General features: G+C 58.5%; 15 protein-coding genes and 1 tRNA gene. 5 read left to right on the top strand and 11 right to left on the bottom strand.

Features of this window, described 5'->3' with window-relative positions:
* Positions 1-159: 159 nt before the first annotated feature.
* From leuD to AC6IY8_RS01035, 4 genes are read right to left on the bottom strand one after another with little or no spacing between them, the layout of a single operon-like run.
* The gene (leuD, locus tag AC6IY8_RS01050) at positions 160-753 is read right to left on the bottom strand and encodes a 3-isopropylmalate dehydratase small subunit (protein WP_497776766.1); all 594 of its coding nucleotides are present in this window, start codon (positions 751-753) and stop codon (positions 160-162) included.
* Positions 754-772: 19 nt separating this feature from the next.
* Positions 773-2,203 (bottom strand): 3-isopropylmalate dehydratase large subunit, encoded by a 1,431-nt coding sequence (leuC, locus tag AC6IY8_RS01045; protein ID WP_497776764.1) that lies wholly within the window; start codon positions 2,201-2,203, stop codon positions 773-775.
* Between the two features lie 10 nt (positions 2,204-2,213).
* Positions 2,214-3,362, bottom strand: coding sequence for a 3-isopropylmalate dehydrogenase (gene leuB / locus AC6IY8_RS01040; RefSeq protein ID WP_497776763.1), 1,149 nt, complete (start codon positions 3,360-3,362; stop codon positions 2,214-2,216).
* Entirely contained in the window at positions 3,359-4,570 is a 1,212-nt protein-coding gene (locus AC6IY8_RS01035; RefSeq protein WP_497776762.1) for a 2-isopropylmalate synthase, read from the bottom strand. The genes leuB and AC6IY8_RS01035 overlap by 4 nt, the downstream gene beginning before the upstream one ends.
* A 113-nt stretch (positions 4,571-4,683) precedes the next feature.
* Between AC6IY8_RS01035 and AC6IY8_RS01030 the strand changes: the two genes are divergently transcribed.
* From AC6IY8_RS01030 to AC6IY8_RS01015, 4 genes are all read left to right on the top strand, one after another.
* On the top strand, positions 4,684-5,646 hold the full coding sequence (locus tag AC6IY8_RS01030; RefSeq protein WP_497776760.1) for a LysR family transcriptional regulator: 963 nt from the start codon (positions 4,684-4,686) through the stop codon (positions 5,644-5,646).
* 313 nt (positions 5,647-5,959) lie between these two features.
* Complete coding sequence (locus tag AC6IY8_RS01025; RefSeq protein WP_497776759.1) at positions 5,960-6,859, top strand: sulfurtransferase; 900 nt, start codon at positions 5,960-5,962, stop codon at positions 6,857-6,859.
* The gene (locus AC6IY8_RS01020) at positions 6,843-7,304 is read left to right on the top strand and encodes a SufE family protein (protein ID WP_497776758.1); all 462 of its coding nucleotides are present in this window, start codon (positions 6,843-6,845) and stop codon (positions 7,302-7,304) included. Before AC6IY8_RS01025 ends, AC6IY8_RS01020 begins: the two co-directional genes overlap by 17 nt.
* Before the next feature lie 117 nt (positions 7,305-7,421).
* A complete protein-coding gene (locus AC6IY8_RS01015) occupies positions 7,422-7,850 on the top strand; it encodes a hypothetical protein (protein WP_497776757.1) in 429 nt (142 codons plus the stop codon).
* A 125-nt stretch (positions 7,851-7,975) separates the two neighbouring features.
* Here the strand turns inward: AC6IY8_RS01015 and sufT are convergent, their stop codons facing one another.
* The 4 genes from sufT to sufB form a co-directional block, all read right to left on the bottom strand.
* Positions 7,976-8,560: a putative Fe-S cluster assembly protein SufT gene (sufT, locus tag AC6IY8_RS01010; protein WP_497776755.1), complete on the bottom strand. Its 585-nt coding sequence runs from the start codon at positions 8,558-8,560 to the stop codon at positions 7,976-7,978.
* A 5-nt stretch (positions 8,561-8,565) separates the two neighbouring features.
* Positions 8,566-9,927, bottom strand: a complete 1,362-nt coding sequence (gene sufD, locus AC6IY8_RS01005; protein ID WP_497776754.1) for a Fe-S cluster assembly protein SufD — start codon at positions 9,925-9,927, stop codon at positions 8,566-8,568.
* Positions 9,928-9,978: 51 nt separating this feature from the next.
* Complete coding sequence (sufC, locus tag AC6IY8_RS01000) at positions 9,979-10,743, bottom strand: Fe-S cluster assembly ATPase SufC (RefSeq protein ID WP_497776753.1); 765 nt, start codon at positions 10,741-10,743, stop codon at positions 9,979-9,981.
* Positions 10,744-10,889: 146 nt separating this feature from the next.
* The gene (sufB, locus tag AC6IY8_RS00995) at positions 10,890-12,353 is read right to left on the bottom strand and encodes a Fe-S cluster assembly protein SufB (protein WP_497776751.1); all 1,464 of its coding nucleotides are present in this window, start codon (positions 12,351-12,353) and stop codon (positions 10,890-10,892) included.
* A gap of 423 nt (positions 12,354-12,776) precedes the next feature.
* On the opposite strand from sufB, the gene AC6IY8_RS00990 reads away from it, so the two are divergent.
* Positions 12,777-12,852 (top strand) — tRNA-Thr (locus AC6IY8_RS00990).
* A gap of 228 nt (positions 12,853-13,080) precedes the next feature.
* On the opposite strand, the gene AC6IY8_RS00985 is transcribed toward AC6IY8_RS00990, so the two are convergent.
* The 3 genes from AC6IY8_RS00985 to AC6IY8_RS00975 form a co-directional block, all read right to left on the bottom strand.
* Positions 13,081-14,109, bottom strand: coding sequence for a rod shape-determining protein (locus AC6IY8_RS00985; protein WP_497776750.1), 1,029 nt, complete (start codon positions 14,107-14,109; stop codon positions 13,081-13,083).
* Entirely contained in the window at positions 14,096-15,139 is a 1,044-nt protein-coding gene (locus tag AC6IY8_RS00980) for an N-acetylmuramoyl-L-alanine amidase family protein (protein WP_497776749.1), read from the bottom strand. The genes AC6IY8_RS00985 and AC6IY8_RS00980 overlap by 14 nt, the downstream gene beginning before the upstream one ends.
* A 282-nt stretch (positions 15,140-15,421) precedes the next feature.
* Positions 15,422-15,952 carry a hypothetical protein gene (locus AC6IY8_RS00975; RefSeq protein ID WP_497776748.1) on the bottom strand — a complete coding sequence of 177 codons (531 nt, stop codon included), beginning with the start codon at positions 15,950-15,952 and terminating at the stop codon, positions 15,422-15,424.
* Positions 15,953-15,989: the final 37 nt, after the last annotated feature.

Raw genomic sequence — 15,989 nt, 5'->3', positions numbered from 1 at the left:
CAAGAACAAAAGCAACGGCAAGAGCAAGAGCAAGAGCAAGGGCAAGAGCAAGAGCAAGCAAGAACAGAGCAAGAGCAAGGGCAAAGGCAAGGGCAAAACACCCACCTCTGCCAAAGGAAGGCAGAGGTGGGGCACCGGAAAGCGGAAGTTAGGGGACGGCTAGAAGGGGGTGGGGCGGGATTCGTAGTCGCGGATGTATTGGGATTTTTGTTCGGTCAGGCCGATCTGGTCTAGGCCGTTGAGGAGACAGTGCTGGCGGAAGGAGTCCAAGGGGAAGGTGCGGGTCCAGCCAGTGTCGTCGGAGACAGTGAGTGTTTCGACGTTGACGGTCAGTTCGTAGTGGGGTTTGGCGGAGGCGCGGGCGAAGAGTTCGGCCATGGCGTCTTCGGGAAGGGCGACGGTGAGCAGGCCGTTGTTGGCGGCGTTGGAATGGAAGATGTCGGCAAACGATGGGGCGATGACGACAAGGATGCCGAAATTCGAGAGCGCCCAAGCGGCGTGTTCGCGGGAGGAGCCGCAACCAAAGTTCTTTCCGGCGAGAAGAATAGAGCCGTGGCTGTAGGGTTCCTGATTGAGGATGAAGTCGGGGCGCGGCCGGCCATCCTGCTCGTAACGCCAGTCGTTAAACAGGAAAGGGCCGTAGCCAGTGCGCTCGATGCGCTTGAGGAACTGCTTCGGAATGATTTGATCGGTGTCGATGTTGGCGCGGTCGAGTGGAATGACCTGGCCGCGATGGATGCGCATTGGCTGCATCGTTGCTACTCCTTGAAACCTAGTCCTTGAAATCCCAGTCGCGAATGTCGGTGAAGTGTCCGGTGACGGCAGCGGCGGCGGCCATGGCGGGCGATACGAGATGCGTTCGTCCGCCGCGACCCTGGCGGCCTTCGAAGTTGCGATTGCTGGTGGAGGCGCAACGCTGGCCGGGTTGCAGGGTGTCGGGGTTCATGCCGAGGCACATGGAGCATCCGGGCTCGCGCCACTCGGCTCCGGCTTCGCGGAAGATGCGGTCGAGGCCTTCCTGCTCGGCAAGTTTCTTGACCTGCTCGGAGCCGGGAACGACCATCATCAGCACGTTGGGGCTCACTTTGTGGCCCTTGAGAACCTTGGCGGCAGCGCGGAGGTCATCGAGACGTCCGTTAGTGCAGGAACCTACGAAGACGCGATCGATGGAGAGCGCGGTCAAAGGCTCGCCGGGCTTGATGCCCATGTATTCGAGGGCACGAGTGATGGCGGTCTTCTCGATTTCGCTCTTGCCATCTTCGGGGCGCGGTGCGGTGCCGCCGACGGGGACGGACATTCCGGGCGAGGTGCCCCAGGTGACCCAGGGCTGAAGAGTGGAGGCATCGAAGTCAACGACGCGGTCAAACTTTGCTCCGGGATCGGTGGGCAGGGTGCGCCAGTAGGCGACGGCTCGTTCCCAGCGCTCACCAGAGGGAGCGTACTTGCGGCCCTTGACGTAGGCGAAGGTGGTTTCGTCGGGGGCGACCATTCCGGCGCGCGCGCCGCTCTCGATGCTCATGTTGCAGAGCGTCATGCGGCCTTCCATGGATAGCGCGCGGATGGCTTCGCCAGCGTACTCGATGGCGTATCCGGTGCCACCGTCGGTGCCGATCTGATGAATGATGCCGAGAGCGAGATCCTTGGCGGTGACGCCGGGAGGCAACGCACCCTTTACATTCACAAGCATCGATTTAGGACGCTTCTGCTGGAGGGTCTGGGTAGCGAGCACGTGCTCGACTTCGCTGGTGCCGATGCCGAAGGCGAGCGCGCCGAATGCTCCGTGGGTGCTTGTATGGCTGTCTCCGCAGACGATGGTCTTGCCAGGAAGCGTGAGGCCAAGTTCGGGGCCGATGACGTGAACGATTCCCTGCTCGGCTGAGCCTACATCGGCAAGCGTGATGCCGAAGTCGGCGCAGTTCTGGCGCAGGGTGTTGATCTGCTGCGCGGCGATGGGATCAAGAATGTTGAAGCGCTCGTTCTTCGTCGTGGGCACGTTGTGGTCCACGGTTCCGAAGGTCAGATCGGTGCGGCGCACCTTGCGTCCGGCGAGGCGGAGCCCTTCAAATGCCTGCGGAGAGGTGACTTCGTGGACAAGATGCAGGTCGATGTAAAGAAGCGCGGGCTGCGGTTCTTCGTGCCAGACGACGTGCGAGGCCCACAACTTGTCGAACAAACTCTTGGGTGATGCGGGTTGCGTACTCAACTCAGATTCCTTAGACGGCAAAGTATGCCATGCGCGAATTCAGCGCCTCGACGGTGGCTTCGGCGATGCGCTTTCCAATATCGGTGGTGCTGGCGGCGGAGTTTCCGCTGACGACGCTGCGACCTCCGGTGCTGACGTTGGGAGCGTTTGTAACACGCGGCAGCAGGTCGGCGGTTCTCATGCCGGACTTGAGCACCTGCTCGATTGCGAACTCGATGCAATCGGCCTCGGCGTGCAACTTGGCCGTGTGGCGAAGAAGCATGGCGGCCGAAGCGATGGCGCCGATTGGGTTCGCAACTCCCTTGCCCGCAATGTCAGGGGCGGAACCGTGGATGGGTTCGTAGAGATCGACCTTGCCTCCAATGCTGGCCGAGGGAAGCAGGCCGAGCGATCCGGCAATGACGGCGGTCTCGTCGGAAAGAATGTCGCCGAAGAGGTTCTCGGTGAGCACGACGTCGTAGCGCGTGGGCGCGGTGATGACGTTCATGGCGAAAGAATCAACCAGAGCATGCTCGAGAGTGACCTCTGGGAACTCGCTGGCAACACGAGTAACGACCTGACGCCAGAGGCGAGAGCACTCGAGGACGTTGGCCTTATCGACGGAAACCAGCTTCTTGCTGCGTCCCTCGGCCAGTCTGAAGGCGATGCGGGCGACGCGTTCGATTTCCTGCTCGCTGTAACGCATGGTGTTGTATGCGCTATGGGCAGCGGCGTCGAGCGCGCGAGGCTCTCCAAAATAGAGGCCCCCGAGCAGTTCGCGAACGATCATGAGGTTGGCGCCCTTGATACGGTCGGCGCGAAGGGGCGAGCAGTCAGAGATGGACTCGATGGCAACCGCAGGACGCAGGTTGGCAAAGCAGCCAAGCTCCTGGCGCAGAGCAAGGAGACCAGCCTCAGGACGACGCTCGTTGGGAAGCGAGTTGAACTGTGGGCCTCCTACGGCACCGAGCAGTACGGCGTTGGCTGCAAGGCAGCGCTCTTTTGTCTGCTGCGGGAAGGGCGAGCCGAACTCGACCGCCGCTCCGCCGCCGATGGGAGCTTCCTCAAACTTGAACTCGTATCCACAGAAGTCGGAAACCGCACGGAGGACGCGAACAGCTTCGGATGTGACCTCGGGGCCGACTCCATCGCCGGGAAGAACTGCAATATTCAGTTTCATTGTTGTTGTGCCGCCATTCGATCCCGTGACTGGCTCACGGGGTGCTGATGGGTTAACACCATCGAGATTAAGTCCTGATCGTAAACCTTTTTCTTGCGATCGGCCAGATGAGTGAACTTCGCATAAAGGCCATCGAGCTCGGCGGGAGAGACCTCAAGGCCAAGTTCCTTGAAACGGTGCATGAGGGCGTGGCGTCCCGAATGCTTGCCGAGGACAAGACGGTCGGGAGGCATGCCCACGGACTCGGGGGTCATGATCTCGTAGCAAAGCGGGTTGCTGAGTACGCCGTGCTGGTGGATGCCTGCTTCGTGGGCAAAGGCGTTGCGGCCAACGATAGCCTTGTTGGGCTGCACGGCAAAGCCAAGGGTGCTCGAAAGAAGCTGGCTGGCCGGATAAAGCTGGGTGCGATCCACTCCGCAGGCGACGGGGTGAACGTCAGCGCGGACGTGCAGGGCCATGACGATCTCTTCGAGGGCGGCGTTTCCGGCGCGCTCGCCGATGCCGTTGATGGTGCACTCGACCTGGCGCGCTCCCGCGGCAACCGCAGCAAGGGAGTTGGCCACGGCCATGCCGAGATCATTATGGCAATGGCAGGAGATGGTGTAGTTGCCAGTGACGGTGGCGCGAATCTTGCGGATGAGGCGGCCATACTCCTCGGGCATGGTGTAGCCGACCGTGTCAGGGATGTTCAGGGTTGTTGCGCCGGAATCGACGGCGGCCTGAAGCACCTCGCACATGAAATCGGGATCGGAACGGGTGGCGTCTTCGGGCGAAAACTCAATGTCCTCACAAAGCTCGCGTGCATGAGCGACGCATTCACGCGCGGTGCGCAGGGCTTCGTCGCGGGACATCTTGAGCTTGAAGGCGAGATGAATGTCACTGGTGGCGAGGAAGGTGTGAATACGGGAAAGCGCCGCGTCATTAAGGGCCTGGGCTGCGACCTCGATGTCATTGCGATTACAGCGGGCAAGGGCGGCGATGCGCGGCCCCTCGACTTCGCGGGCGATGCGCTGGACGGCTTCGAAATCACCCCGGGAGGCGACCGGAAAACCGCTCTCGATGATGTCCACGCCAAGGCGGGCAAGCTGATGAGCCACGGTGAGCTTTTCGTCCGTGTTCATGCTGCAGCCGGGAGATTGCTCTCCGTCTCTCAGTGTTGTGTCAAAGATAAGGATTTGATCGGTTGGGGGAACTACGTCAGGATCCATATCTAACCTTCTGACACAGGATGTCATTAGTCAAACTACTTTTCTTTCCACCCTCATAAGACAGTGTGATTTAATAAGCACAACTAATCTCACGTCGCGGATGGCTTATCGATATGGATCTCTATCAGCTGGAAGCCTTTGTTGCTGTCGCCCAGGAATGCAGCTTTTCCAGAGCTGCGCTGCGCCTGCACAGAACGCAGTCTGCCGTGAGTCAGACGATTGGAAAGCTCGAGGAACAAATCGGCGAGAAGGTTTTTGAGCGCTCATCGCGCGACGGCACTCTGACGGCGGCAGGAAAAGTCCTGCTGGAATATGCCGAGGAATTGCTGAACCTGAGAGAACGTGCGCGAGACGCCATCTCAGAGCTGCGCAGCTTGCACGAAGGCAAACTGACGGTGGCGGCCAATGAGTTCACCTCGCTGTGTCTGCTTCCGGCGCTGCACATGTTCCACCGCATGCATCCGTCGATCAAAATCCAGGTACAACGCACGCTGGCCTCGGATGTTCCAAGGCATGTGCTGATGCATCAGGTGGAGTTTGGCGTGCTCTCGTTTAAGCCGGAGGATGAGCAGCTGAGCTCGACGATTTTCTATCGTGATGAGCTGGTGTTTGTGGTGTATCCGGGGCATTCGCTGGCGCATGCGGAGAAGGTGAGCATTCACGATCTGGGCGCGGAGTCGTTTGTGGCTCACAATGTGCCCTCTCCGTTGCGGGTAAAGGTGATCGACGCTTTCAAGAGAACGCGGACGACGCTGCATATGGATGTGGAGCTGCCGACGCTGTCGAGCGTGAAGGAATTTGTACGCATGGGGAACGGCGTGGCCCTGGTGCCGAGAATGAGCGTGGAAGGCGAGTTACAGCGCGGTGAGCTGGTGGCAGTGTCGGTGAATGAACTGCGGTTGGAGCGCACGTTGCGTCTGGTAACCCGCAAGGGGGCAACGCTGTCGCACGCGGGGCTGGCCTTTATGAACGTATGCCGGACGATGGCGGCGGATCCGAAGCACCGATGCGTATTTGAGCCGGAGAACCTGGACGCGCCAAAGCGGAAGACCAAGGCAAGAGGTGTGGCGAAGTAACGTTGCGGGTGGTGGGTTACGACACGGTTCGGTGGTAGGTGACCTGGGCCGGCAGTGGTAATGCAAGCAGTGCTGGGGTCCTTCGCTTCGCTCAGGATGACACTTAAAAACAAAGACGAAGGCAACGGCAAGAGCAAAGGCAAGCAATAGCAAGAACAAGAACAAGAACAAAGGCAAGAGCAAGAGCGAAGACAAGAGCAAGAGTTGTTGCAAATTGGTGCAGAATCTGAACTTCTGCCGTGCTGCTTGCTTCCTGCCGCGCTGTAAGAGCATCCAAACCTTAACCGGATTCAACTCGGTTCTGAGGTTTGGCATGAGCAAAGACATTGAAGCGCGCGGATACACCAAGGCCGATGTATTGGTCTCCACTGAATGGGTTGAGCAACATCTGAAAGATCCCAACATTCGTCTGGCTGAATCCAATGAGGATCCGCTTCTGTATGCCTCCGACCATATCCCGGGCGCAGTGGAAATCGACTGGACTCGCGACCTGAACGACCCGGTCCGCCGCGATTACCTTGGCCGTTCCGCATTTGAAAAGCTGATGCGCCGTATGGGCGTGACGCGGGACACGACAATCGTGCTGTATGGCGACAAGAACAACTGGTGGGCTACGTATGCCTTCTGGGTACTGCAACTGTTTGGGCACACGAACGCGAAAGTGATGGACGGCGGGCGCTTGAAATGGATCAAGGAAGGCCGTCCGGTGACGCGCGAAGTTCCGAAGTACGCAAGCAGCAACTACACGGCTCCGGAGAGGGATGACCACCGGATTCGTGCATTCCGCGATGACACGCTGGAACATTTGAAGAAGCATCTGCCGATGGTCGATGTGCGCAGCCCGGAGGAATTTCGCGGAGAGCGACTGCATATGCCGGAGTATCCGAATGAAGGCGCGTTGCGCGGCGGACATATTCCGGGGGCGCTGAATATTCCGTGGGCGCGTGCGGTGAACACCGACGATGGCACGTTTAAGGACTCGACTGAGCTGCGCAAGCTGTACGTGGAAGATAACAAGCTTCGTCCCGATGATGACGTGATCGCGTATTGCCGCATTGGTGAACGCAGCAGCCACACGTGGTTTGTGCTCACTTATCTGCTAGGCTTCAACAAGGTGCGCAACTACGATGGAAGCTGGACGGAGTGGGGCAACCTGGTAGGTGTTCCGGTGGAAAATCCGACTGCCGAGGCAAGGGATGAAGCTGCGGCCTGATAAGTTGGAGAGACTCGTTTCAACTCTTGAAAGTCTTGACCGGCAGGATCGCATTCAGATGCTGATCGACATCGCAGGGCAATTCAAACCTGTACCGGCGAGCGTCGCGCAGAGGCCGTTTCCGCAGGAGAATCGCGTGCCAGGATGCGAGTCCGAAGCATATGTGTGGGCGCAGCCCGGCGCAAAGAATGACACCATGCAGTTCTACTTCGCGGTGGAGAACCCGCAGGGGATTTCTGCGATGGCCCTGGCGGCTATTCTGGACGAGACCGTGAATGGGACTCCGCTGGAGGAGATTGCCACGATTCCGGCGGACGTGATCTACCGAATCTTCGGGCGAGAGCTCTCGATGGGGAAGTCACTGGGGCTGATGGGCATGGTGAACATGGTACGGGTGGCCGCACTGAGGCAGATCCAGAGCACGACGGCGAACAATCTGAAGTAGATCTCCGAATCACAATCTCACGCTCAGGGATTGCACCGATATTCGAAGGCATCGGTGCAACCCCGTTCTCCTTTGGCGCCACTTTCATTACTGCGCCGCTAATACAGGAGAATGACTATGAAGCGAACAGTTTTGCTCAGCTCAGTTCTGCTGCTCTCAGCCGTGTGGACCTTTGCCCAGAATCAACCGAGTTCCACCACAAGCCAAAGCACCACTACCACGACAACCCAGACGAGCTCTGACACGAAGACGATCCAAGGGTGCCTCTCAGGATCGGACGGCAACTACACGCTGACGGATCGCTCGGCGAGCGTGCATCTGTCGGGAAATACCGCAGGGCTGCAGGAACACGTGGGACACACGATTGCAGTAACGGGAACCGTGGCGTCAAGTTCCTCAGCCTCCACCTCGACGGGACAGCAGGCGGGATCGATGAGCTCGTCGTCTTCTGATCAGAGTTCGAATGCACAGGCGACAGGGGCACAACCGTCATTCTCGGTAGTGAGCTTTAAGCACGTGGCGCAGGGGTGTAACAGCGGACAGTGATGGTGGATAGGGGTCCTTCGCTGCGCTCAGGATGACACCTGAAAACAAAAACAAAGACAACTACCCCACCCTAAACTCGCGTGCGAGTCAAGGGTGGGGCACCCGTAGTGTGATCTTCAAAGGAGTTAGTGACGTCGATCGACGATGGGGAGCGAGGGTGGAGGAGAGTAGTCGAGATCGAAGCCGAGTTGGAGTTTGGCGGCTTCGGACATGCGGCTGGGCTCCCACGGGGGGTCAAACACAACTTCTACTTTCACTTCCTTGGCGCCGCGCAATGCAGCGAGCTTGCGTTCCACATCTGCTTTGATCACGTCAGCCATACCGCAACCGGGCGCGGTGAGCGTCATCTTGATATCGACTCGATGTTGATCGTCGCCGAGCGGAGTGATGTCGCAGGCGTAGATCAATCCGAGATCGGCGATGTTGACCGGAATCTCGGGATCGAAGATGGTGCGCAGGGTTCCCCAGACGGCTTTCTCGTTGAACTCGACGTGGGCGTCTTCGGCGCGCTGAGTTGGCGTGATGCCGAGGGCGTCGGCATCCTGGCCATCGACACGGAAGAGCTGTCCGAAGCCAGCCTCGACGGTGTAGCTATCGCCGAGTGATTGCGTGACACGGACGGACATTCCGGAGGGAAGCACGCGGCGCGCGCCGCTGGGAATTTCGACGACTTCGGTGTCGCGTGCGAGTTTGATTGGTTCAGTTGACATAAAAACTACTTCACGAGCACGGGCTTCCGGCGATTCGTCATGCCCTCGACATATTTGTTGACCAGATCCTGGACGTGCGTGCGCGCGGGACCTTCCTTCATGCGCTCAAGGCACTCGCCGGCAAAGGCCAGCAGGAGCAGGTTGCGCGCGGTGGTTTCGGCAATGCCGCGGGAACGCAGGTAGAAGAGCGCTTCCTCGTCGATCTGACCGATGGTGGCGCCGTGGGTGCACTTGACGTCGTCCGCGTAGATTTCAAGCTGCGGCTTTGTATCGATCTGCGCATCGTCGGAGAGCAGGAGGTTGCGATTGGTCTGCTTGGCGTCGGTCTTCTGCGCATCCTTGTGCACGATGATGCGTCCGTGGAAGACGCCGTGCGCGCGGTCATCGAGGATGCCGTTGTAGAACTGACGGCTCGCACAGTGAGGCTTGGCGTGCTCGACGAGCATGTAGTTGTCGAGATGCTGCGTCGCGGTGCCGAGGAAGAGTCCGTTGATGAGGCACTCGCCGCCTTCTCCGGCAAGCACAGGATGTACGTTGTTGCGCACGAGCGCTCCGCCGAGCAGCACGGAGTGTGAGTCGATGTTGGCACTGCGTCCCTGCTGCAATCGCAGGGTCGAAACGTTATAGGTGCCAGCCTGCTCGCGCTCGATGCGGTAATGCGAGAGCACGGCGTTGTCTTCGGCGACGACCTCTGTGACAGAGTTACAGAACGCGGTGCCGGTGCCCACAGAAACGTACTCCTCAACCACCGTGGCCTGACTGTCTTCATCCAGCAGGATGAGATTGCGGGGATGATTCATTACACCCGGGGTCTGGCGGGTGGAGATGAAGAGCAAGGTGATTGGCGCTTCGACAACAACGCCGCGCGTGACATGGACAAAAGCTCCGTCGGCGCCGAAGGCAGTGTTGAGGGCGGAGAAGCTGTCGCGCTCCTGGTTGAGATACTGACCGAGGTGCTGCTCAACGAGCGCGGCATCCTTGCTATGCAGGGCGCTGGCAAGACCCAGCACGGTGACTCCGCGTGTGGTCGCGTGCAGTAAAGACAGTTCGGGCGCGAAGTGTCCGTTGACGAAGACGAGTTGGCATCCGGCTCCGGGAACGCGCCAGGCATGCGGGGAGACGTTGATCTCGGCGCCGACGTGAGAGTCAACGGGACCAGCTAGTTCAAATTCGGAATGGCTGATGGGAGAAACGTCGGTAAAGCGCCAGTCTTCATCGTGGGTGGTGGGAAAACCCTTCTCACTGAAGCGCGCGAAAGCCTCGCGACGCAACTCGCGCAACCAGGCGGGGTCGTGCGCAGCGGTGCGGTTTTCAAACTCGCTGAAGGCGGCGAGGTATTTGTGTGGCGTCTGTATTGCTGTGCTCAAGTCGATCCTTTCTACAGCGATTCCATGACTGATGTAGCCATAGGCGTTTCGCTAGGCCGCCGAGTGGCTGGGCTCAATCGAGCTGTAACCGGTCTCTTCCAGTTCGAGCGCGAGTTCCTTGCCACCGGAACGAACGATTCTTCCATCCATGAGGACGTGAACGAAATCGGGGACGATGTAGTTGAGCAGGCGCTGATAGTGCGTGACGACGATCATGGAGCGCTCGCCACCGCGCATGGCATTCACGCCCTTGGCAACGATGCGCAGAGCATCGATGTCGAGTCCGGAGTCGGTCTCATCGAGAATCGCAAGACGCGGATCGAGAACGGCCATCTGGAGAATTTCGTTGCGCTTCTTTTCGCCGCCGGAGAAGCCTTCGTTGACGGAGCGGTTCATGAGGCGGTCGTCCATCTCGAGCAGAGCGAGTTTCTCGCGGAACATGGGGATGAATTCCATGGCTGACATTTCCTGCTGGCCACGAGCCTTGCGCACGGCGTTGACGGCAGAGCGCAGGAAGTAAGCATTGCTGATGCCGGGAATCTCAACCGGGTATTGGAAAGCCATGAAGACGCCTTCCCATGCAGCTTCCTCTGGTTTCATGGCGAGGAGGTCTTTGCCGTTGAGAAGGACTTCGCCGGAGGTGACCTCGTAGGCATCGCGTCGGGAGAGCACCTGGGCAAGCGTGCTCTTGCCAGAGCCGTTGGGGCCCATGATGGAGTGCACTTCGCCAGGGTTGATCGTTAGATTGATACCCTTCAATATTTCGTGATTATCGACGCTGACGTGCAAATCTTTGACTTCGAGCAATGGTGTCATTCTTATGTTTCTCTCCTGCCTCAGTGAGGCTTTCGGCTGTGGTTTCGTTTTTCACGTTAGCCAAAGAGGGCGAACGTGGGGCACCCGCAGGTTCCGCGATGAACGTACATCCCAGAGTTGGAACAACTCCAACTCTGGGCCACCAATTAGCCGACACTGCCTTCGAGGCTGACGCTGAGAAGCTTCTGGGCTTCGACGGCGAACTCCATGGGGAGTTCCTTAAATACGCGCTTACAGAATCCATTCACAATCATCGATATAGCGTCTTCGGCGGTGATGCCGCGCTGACGCAGATAGAACATCTGGTCTTCACCGATCTTCGAGGTCGATGCTTCGTGCTCCATGCGAGCGGTGGAGTTGCGAACCTCGATGTAGGGGAAGGTGTGCGCGCCGCACTTGTCGCCGATGAGCAGCGAGTCGCACTGAGTGTAGTTGCGCGCGCCCTCGGCACCTTTCATGATCTTTACTTGTCCGCGATAGGTGTTCTGACCGAAGCCGGCGGAGATGCCCTTGGTGACGATGGTGCTCTTGGTGTTCTTGCCAATGTGAATCATCTTGGTGCCGGTGTCGGCTTGCTGATGATTGTTGGTCAAGGCCACGGAGTAAAACTCGCCGACCGAATTGTCGCCGCGAAGAATGCAGCTCGGATATTTCCAGGTGATGGCGGAGCCGGTCTCGACCTGCGTCCAGGAAATCTTGGAATTGACGCCCTGACACTTGCCTCGCTTGGTGACGAAGTTGTAGATACCGCCACGGCCTTCCTTGTCGCCGGGATACCAGTTCTGCACGGTGGAGTACTTGATCTGCGCATCGTCGAGAGCCACGAGTTCGACGACAGCGGCGTGCAACTGGTTCTCGTCGCGAATGGGGGCGGTGCAGCCTTCGAGATAACTGACGTAGGCACCGTCATCGGCGACGATGAGAGTGCGCTCGAACTGTCCTGTCTCGGCGGCGTTGATGCGGAAGTAGGTCGAAAGCTCCATGGGGCAATGAACGCCCTTGGGGATGTAAACGAACGAACCGTCGGAGAAGACAGCGGCGTTGAGGGCGGCAAAGAAGTTGTCGGTATAGGGGACGACGGAGCCGAGATACTTTTTGACCAGCTCGGGGTGCTGCTGCACAGCTTCGGAGAAGGAGCAGAAGATGACTCCGGCTTCGCGCAGCTTTTCCTTGAAGGTCGTGACGACGGAAACGCTGTCGAAGACGGCATCGACGGCAACGTTGTTCATCCGCTTCTGCTCTTCGAGCGGGATGCCGAGTTTCTGATAGGTGCGCAAGAGCTCGGGGTCAAGCTGGTTGATGCTCTCAAGCTGCGGCTTCTGCTTGGGAGCGGAGTAGTACACGATGTTCTGGTAGTCGATGGGATCGTACTTGATGTTCGCCCACTTGGGCTCGGCCTGCGCCGCCTCAAGCGATGCCCAATAGCGGTAAGCTTTGAGGCGCCACTCTAGCATGAATTCGGGCTCTTTCTTCTTGGCCGAAATCAGGCGAACAGTGTCTTCGTTGATGCCCTTGGGGACGCTTTCGGACTCGACGTCGGAGACGAAACCCCACTTGTACTCCCGCTGCGCCAGGTCCCGAATTGTGTCAACACTTGTCGTTGAACTCATAAGCCTCTTCTGATTGCTGCTGCCGCTTGGCAGTTCGCGCTCGCATAGTTGCTCTCGCGCGAGAACATGGTGATCGAAAGCCTTGGTACCGCAGGCGGTTCGGGAAACCGTGGACTGGAAATGCTTGCGGGCTTAGGACGAATACGACCCGATGAGACGTCTCGACTAGCTCCATGGTTTCCGGTGCGGCGAACTACACACGTCCGCGACAACCGGCTGCACGGTTCTTTAGATGCTGAAAGGTCTCGGTTGGAACCAGCCAGCTCTGGCGAGGCGAGGCAAAACGGCTCCAGGTTGGATTTGGATTCGCGGAGCCGAGAGAAGGTTCGTTTATCCACGTTTATTCACAGGGTGGACGGCGAAATCGTGCTCCGGAGGCTCTTTACGAGAGTGGGAAGCTGCCGTTACTATAGGTGAGGAGATGCCGACGTAGCTCAGCTGGTAGAGCAGTCGATTCGTAATCGACAGGTCATCGGTTCAAGTCCGATCGTCGGCTCCAGAAATCCTTTAAACAAAACAACAAAGCCCACCGTTTGCGGTGGGCTTTGTTGTTTTGTGCGGGAAATTTGAGGCCGAAAACAACTGCACCGGCAATGACAAAGGCAAGAGCAACACAGCCACCTCTGCCAAAGGAAGGCAGAGGTGGGGCACCTGTGATGTTTCAAGACGCGTTGAATGTGGGGCACCTGTTTTCGAGAATCTACAGGCACCTGCGGACATAGCAGTTCTAGAGCGACAACTTCTCCCAATCAGCATCGGAGGCGTCGCGGGCAATGGCGAGTCCGCCGTCAGAGCCTGCGAACACCGGATCTTGAACTAAGGTGATTTTCGCCTTGCCGAGTTCCGAGAGAGCGCTCTTCAACGCCTCAGACAGGCCATCGATCAACGAGGTACCTCCGGCGAGAGTGATGTTGTCGAGCACGCGCTGCTGGTATTCGGGCTCGACTCGCGCGAGCAGTTCGCGGACGGTTTCGGCGATAGGTGCGACGATCGATTCACAGGCGGCGCGCATGTCGTCGGTGATGTCGATCTCGACCGGCTTGCCTTCTGCTGATGTTGTTACCACGACGCGGCGCTTTGGCTCACCGACAAAGCTGAACTTCTCCTTCCAGGAGCGCACGGTATGAATGGAAAACTGCGCTTGAGGATGGTGTTCCTGCAATGCCTTCAGGAGCCGCTGATCGATGGAATCACCGGCGTTAGGAAGGGTTCGCTGATCGTCTTCAGTAGGATAGCGGCCTTGCATGACGCAGATGTCGGCAGTTCCGGCACCGATGTCGATGACCATGGCATGCATGAGGGCTTCGGTGCCGTAGGCGACGGCGAAGGGCTCGGAGACCAGCATGACGGTGTCGGCGATGCCATCCATCGCGCTGCGAATGCGCAAGCGGCTCGCCTGCATCGCCTCAGCAGGGACGCCCACGACGGCACGCAGTTTGTAGGTTGTGCCGTTGTTTTTCGCGCCGAGCAGGGAGACCAGGTGGCGCAACAGTTCACGGACGGCGTTTGCGTCCCGTTCGGAGACATCTTTGATTACGCCGTTCTCCAGTGGGCGACGCAGGTCGAGCATAGAACGCTTTTCGAGCGCCTCGCGGCCGATCAGAACTTCCTTCTTCATGATTTTTCGGGCGACCATGTCCAGGGGCCAGCCGACATAGCTGTCCACGACATGGCGCTCGCCGTTGGAGGCCGAAATGGAACTCCTTGAAGTTCCCAAGTCAATTCCTACACAGATTGTCTCTTCATGTTGTGCCATTGGGGGTACCGCCTCGCTTTCCGGAGTTGTTAAGGGTGTTTGCATAACTGTTGATTGCCTTGAAAAGTGCAACTGCGATCTTTTCCTTGTATTGGTCGTCCTTCAGTAACTTGTCGTCTTCATCGTTGGACAGAGATGAGACCTCGGCCAGTACGGCAGGCATTTGCGTGCCGACCAAAACCGCGAAGGGGGCCATCTTGACTCCGCGGTCATCCAGCTTGGGGTTGAGTGTCTTGAGGGAGTTATAAAGCTCGGCGTCTATGCTTTTGGCAAGCGCCTGAGATTCGTTGCGCCGGACGTCGAGATAGACCTTCTCCAAAAGCTGGCGATATTGCGATAAGGAGTATCCCGAGTCGCGATTTTCGATGCCCGCAAGCTGTACGACGTGGGGGTCCTTGCTGGGACCGACGTAGTAGGTTTCGAGCGGGCGGATGGAGCGCGGTTGCATCCAGTTGATATGGATGGAAACGAATAGATCGGCCTTCTTCGAGTTGGCGTAGGTGACGCGATCGGCCAGCGTGACGGTTTGGTCAGTGTCCCGGGTCAGAAGGACTTCGTAGGAAGACTGCTTCATGAGTTGACGCAGGCGGAGCGCGATGTCTAATGTGACATCCTTCTCGGCCAAGCCCGTTCGGGACCTCGCTCCGGGCTGGTCTCCGCCGTGGCCGGGGTCGATGACGATGCGTTTGACGGCAAGCGGCAGGACAGACAAGGTCACATCGGCTGGAGGCGTCTGAGGGATGGACTGCTCGGAAATGGACGGTTCGGCAGTTTGTTGAGCAACGACACGGCGCTCGGTGGAGAGTGGGACCCTGGCCGTATTCGGGCTGACGGGACGGCTGGGCGGTACCTTGCTCCTGAGAACGACGAAAGAGGAAACGGCGAGCACGGCAGTGACGGTAATGGGTGGCGCCCAGCGAAGGATTTGCCAGCGCAGGCGCTTGCGGCGCAGCTTGGCGGCCGGATTTTCGAGGTTGGTCTGGATCACCTCGCGGATCATCCGGTGCTTAACGTTTTCCTTGCTTCTCATGAACGTCAACTCTGCGCTGCAATACCTCAAATCGCGATCCAGAACGCGGAAATCCGAATCTGCGGGCGAGTACAGAGCAATACCGGTAGAGGGGTATTCGAATCCTCAGGAATTGGCCAGTTTTGCCGAAGTTAATCGCGACTACGTCACACTACTGATTTTCCGGGTACAAACGTAGCGGTGGAATGACTTAGGAGGATTGCGATTTAGCCTCAAGTACTGTACTTAGGCGTGAGTTGGAGGAGACGCTTGTTGCTAAGGGCGAAGGGATCGACGCCGGTCTTACTTCATTTGTGACAAACTCGCGTGCCGGAACAGTAGAGCCGAAGCAGCGAACAAAGCCACTAATCCACCATGCCCGATGGCCATATTTCGCGCCAAGTCGGGAGGAGCACCGGAAGGCAGGATCAGGGCAATCAGCGCCATCGTCGCGGCCATGGCTAACAAGGTGCAGGAAAGGCCTCGCGCCCTCAGCCGCGCCAGAAAGGCGCCAAGTGCTCCTACGGCGAGCACGCTGTAGTACCACAGGTTCGCCGGATTTCCGGAATCAGCGACATGAACCATGTTGGACCAAGCCAAACCGAACCCCGCAAACAGCGCCACCGCAACGCCCACCTTGTAGGACCACGCGTCCATCTCGCTCGCGATCACCGCATACGCCATCCCCGTAACGAAGAACAGGACATACACGAAGACGAAAGCTCGCGCGGGCCAGTTCCAGTCTTCGACGAGCTGCGATGCGACGAGCGGCACCATCAATGCAGCCAACGCACCTAGCGCGACACGCAGTATTGTCTTTCCCGATAGCGGCATATGAGTTGTTCTCTCCCTCGCGATTTCCACTGAGGTC

The organism is Koromonas soli, assembly GCF_059726265.1.
Note: the sequence above shows the minus strand (reverse complement) of the source record. Positions and strands in the feature narration are given on the sequence as shown.

What these genes read in the sequence shown, in the direction of transcription:
- leuD (WP_497776766.1), bottom strand. Translation starts at nt 753, where the DNA reads ATGCAGCCAATGCGCATCCATCGCGGCCAGGTCATTCCACTCGACCGC.
- leuB (WP_497776763.1), bottom strand. Translation starts at nt 3,362, where the DNA reads ATGAAACTGAATATTGCAGTTCTTCCCGGCGATGGAGTCGGCCCCGAG.
- AC6IY8_RS01035 (WP_497776762.1), bottom strand. Translation starts at nt 4,570, where the DNA reads ATGGATCCTGACGTAGTTCCCCCAACCGATCAAATCCTTATCTTTGAC.
- AC6IY8_RS01030 (WP_497776760.1), top strand. Translation starts at nt 4,684, where the DNA reads ATGGATCTCTATCAGCTGGAAGCCTTTGTTGCTGTCGCCCAGGAATGC.
- AC6IY8_RS01025 (WP_497776759.1), top strand. Translation starts at nt 5,960, where the DNA reads ATGAGCAAAGACATTGAAGCGCGCGGATACACCAAGGCCGATGTATTG.
- AC6IY8_RS01020 (WP_497776758.1), top strand. Translation starts at nt 6,843, where the DNA reads ATGAAGCTGCGGCCTGATAAGTTGGAGAGACTCGTTTCAACTCTTGAA.
- AC6IY8_RS01015 (WP_497776757.1), top strand. Translation starts at nt 7,422, where the DNA reads ATGAAGCGAACAGTTTTGCTCAGCTCAGTTCTGCTGCTCTCAGCCGTG.
- sufT (WP_497776755.1), bottom strand. Translation starts at nt 8,560, where the DNA reads ATGTCAACTGAACCAATCAAACTCGCACGCGACACCGAAGTCGTCGAA.
- sufC (WP_497776753.1), bottom strand. Translation starts at nt 10,743, where the DNA reads ATGACACCATTGCTCGAAGTCAAAGATTTGCACGTCAGCGTCGATAAT.
- sufB (WP_497776751.1), bottom strand. Translation starts at nt 12,353, where the DNA reads ATGAGTTCAACGACAAGTGTTGACACAATTCGGGACCTGGCGCAGCGG.
- AC6IY8_RS00985 (WP_497776750.1), bottom strand. Translation starts at nt 14,109, where the DNA reads ATGGCACAACATGAAGAGACAATCTGTGTAGGAATTGACTTGGGAACT.
- AC6IY8_RS00980 (WP_497776749.1), bottom strand. Translation starts at nt 15,139, where the DNA reads ATGAGAAGCAAGGAAAACGTTAAGCACCGGATGATCCGCGAGGTGATC.
- AC6IY8_RS00975 (WP_497776748.1), bottom strand. Translation starts at nt 15,952, where the DNA reads ATGCCGCTATCGGGAAAGACAATACTGCGTGTCGCGCTAGGTGCGTTG.